The sequence below is a fragment of the Moorena sp. SIO3B2 genome (assembly GCF_010692525.1).
Taxonomy (GTDB): Bacteria; Cyanobacteriota; Cyanobacteriia; order Cyanobacteriales; family Coleofasciculaceae; genus Moorena; species Moorena producens.
Window position 1 is genome coordinate 1 of sequence record NZ_JAAHHE010000856.1, and the last position, 1,467, is coordinate 1,467.

Annotated in this window: 2 protein-coding genes; both read left to right on the forward strand. The window is 35.0% G+C overall.

All coding sequences use genetic code 11. The features are described from left to right. Positions 1–609 precede the first annotated feature (609 nt). Positions 610–1,062 (forward strand): GNAT family N-acetyltransferase, encoded by a 453-nt coding sequence (locus F6K38_RS41800; protein WP_008189932.1) that lies wholly within the window; start codon positions 610–612, stop codon positions 1,060–1,062. Further along, the coding region (locus F6K38_RS41805; RefSeq protein WP_287360726.1) for a hypothetical protein at positions 1,063–1,467 on the forward strand (405 nt) is incomplete at its 3' end.

The window sequence follows — 1,467 nt, forward strand, 5'->3', positions numbered from 1 at the left end:
AAATGTCAAGGATATTTTTAGATTTTTGCAACATTTTTTTACAAATTTAAAAATTGATTAGCTTGGGGGTTTGATATATAACAAATATCAATTTTATGATGTATTTTTGGATTATATTTTAGGGAGCAGGGAGCAAGGAGCAGGGAGCAGTAGGAAAGAGCTTGGAGGATTGTTTGATGTTATGTTAAATTAACAAGATTGTTAATAACCTATTGATAAAGCGGCTTTGATATTAATCAACTTACAGATTTACCGCCAACAAACACACAGAGAAGCACGCTAGCACTAAGGTATTTGTTGGTGGGTATCTGCTCAAAATGCGATCGCATTTCCCTAGGTTTAAATTGTAAATTAATTATAAATAGTCAGTTTACGGACCTGGGACTAGGGCGTGTTGTCAAACTGGTTGTATCCTAAACAATAAGCGATGGCAGAGTGCATTAATGAATCGAGTCAACTTAAGTAATCAGCCCTGGGAGAGGTGACCAGAACACTATGGAAAGTGGGTGCATCGTGGGAACATGGTTTTATCGGTGGCAAAAAGCCGGGATAGCGATCGCTCCAGCGTAACGCACCGAACCTGTAAAGACACCCACAGCATAAGGATAGATGACTGAATTCCAGATTCGCTTAGCTCAAATTTCAGATGTAGAACCTATCTTGGCATTCTGTCAATATACCTGGGAACATCAAAAAGATTACATGCACTTAGTGTTGGATAAACGGATTAACAATCCTGAAAATAAAGTTTTTGTAGTTACTCTTGATGATATCCCTGTGGCAATGCAGCAAGTAGTTATTTTGTCAAAACAGGAAGCTTGGCGAAGTTCTTTGAGAGTAGATCGTCGCTATCGAAGGCGAGGTTTATCTAAATTATTAGATTCACATATAAATAATTATTTATCTCAAGTCAATATTCCTATATTACGTTACTGTGTCTTGTCTGACAATGAAATAATGTTGAAAATTGTCTCTCGTCGAGGAGATAACAAAATCGCTAATTATAGTATATATAAAGCTAATATTTTGGCTTCAAAAATCAACAAATTGTTTAAATTATAATTGAAAAACTTTGATGATATTTGGTCTTTGGTAGTTAGAGAAAATTTATTAGATCATAAACAAAGTTTGTACACAGAAAATATTGGCAAATGTCAAACCCTTACTCCTGAGTTATTAAAAGAGTGTTTGATTGCTGGAAAAGTTTTCGGATTAATACAAAATGAACGTTTACGAGGTATAGCTATTCAAAGTTACTCGGAAATTTCAGAGGAAGATTTTTATATTGGTTATCTTCATGGAGAGCCAGAAATCTTAACAGAGCTTCTCTGTGAATTATGTAAATTAGCCTATTCTTTAGGTAAGTCAGTGGTTAAAGGTCTTTTTCCGTTGAATGATAGTTTCGGCGATGCTCTTTCCCAAGCTGCTTTTCAAAAAATAAATCAAGGTGAAATAGGGATATATAGC

Bases quoted from the DNA above. Each gene is read 5' to 3' on its own strand.
- F6K38_RS41800 (WP_008189932.1), top strand. From the start codon at position 610: ATGACTGAATTCCAGATTCGCTTAGCTCAAATTTCAGATGTAGAACCT.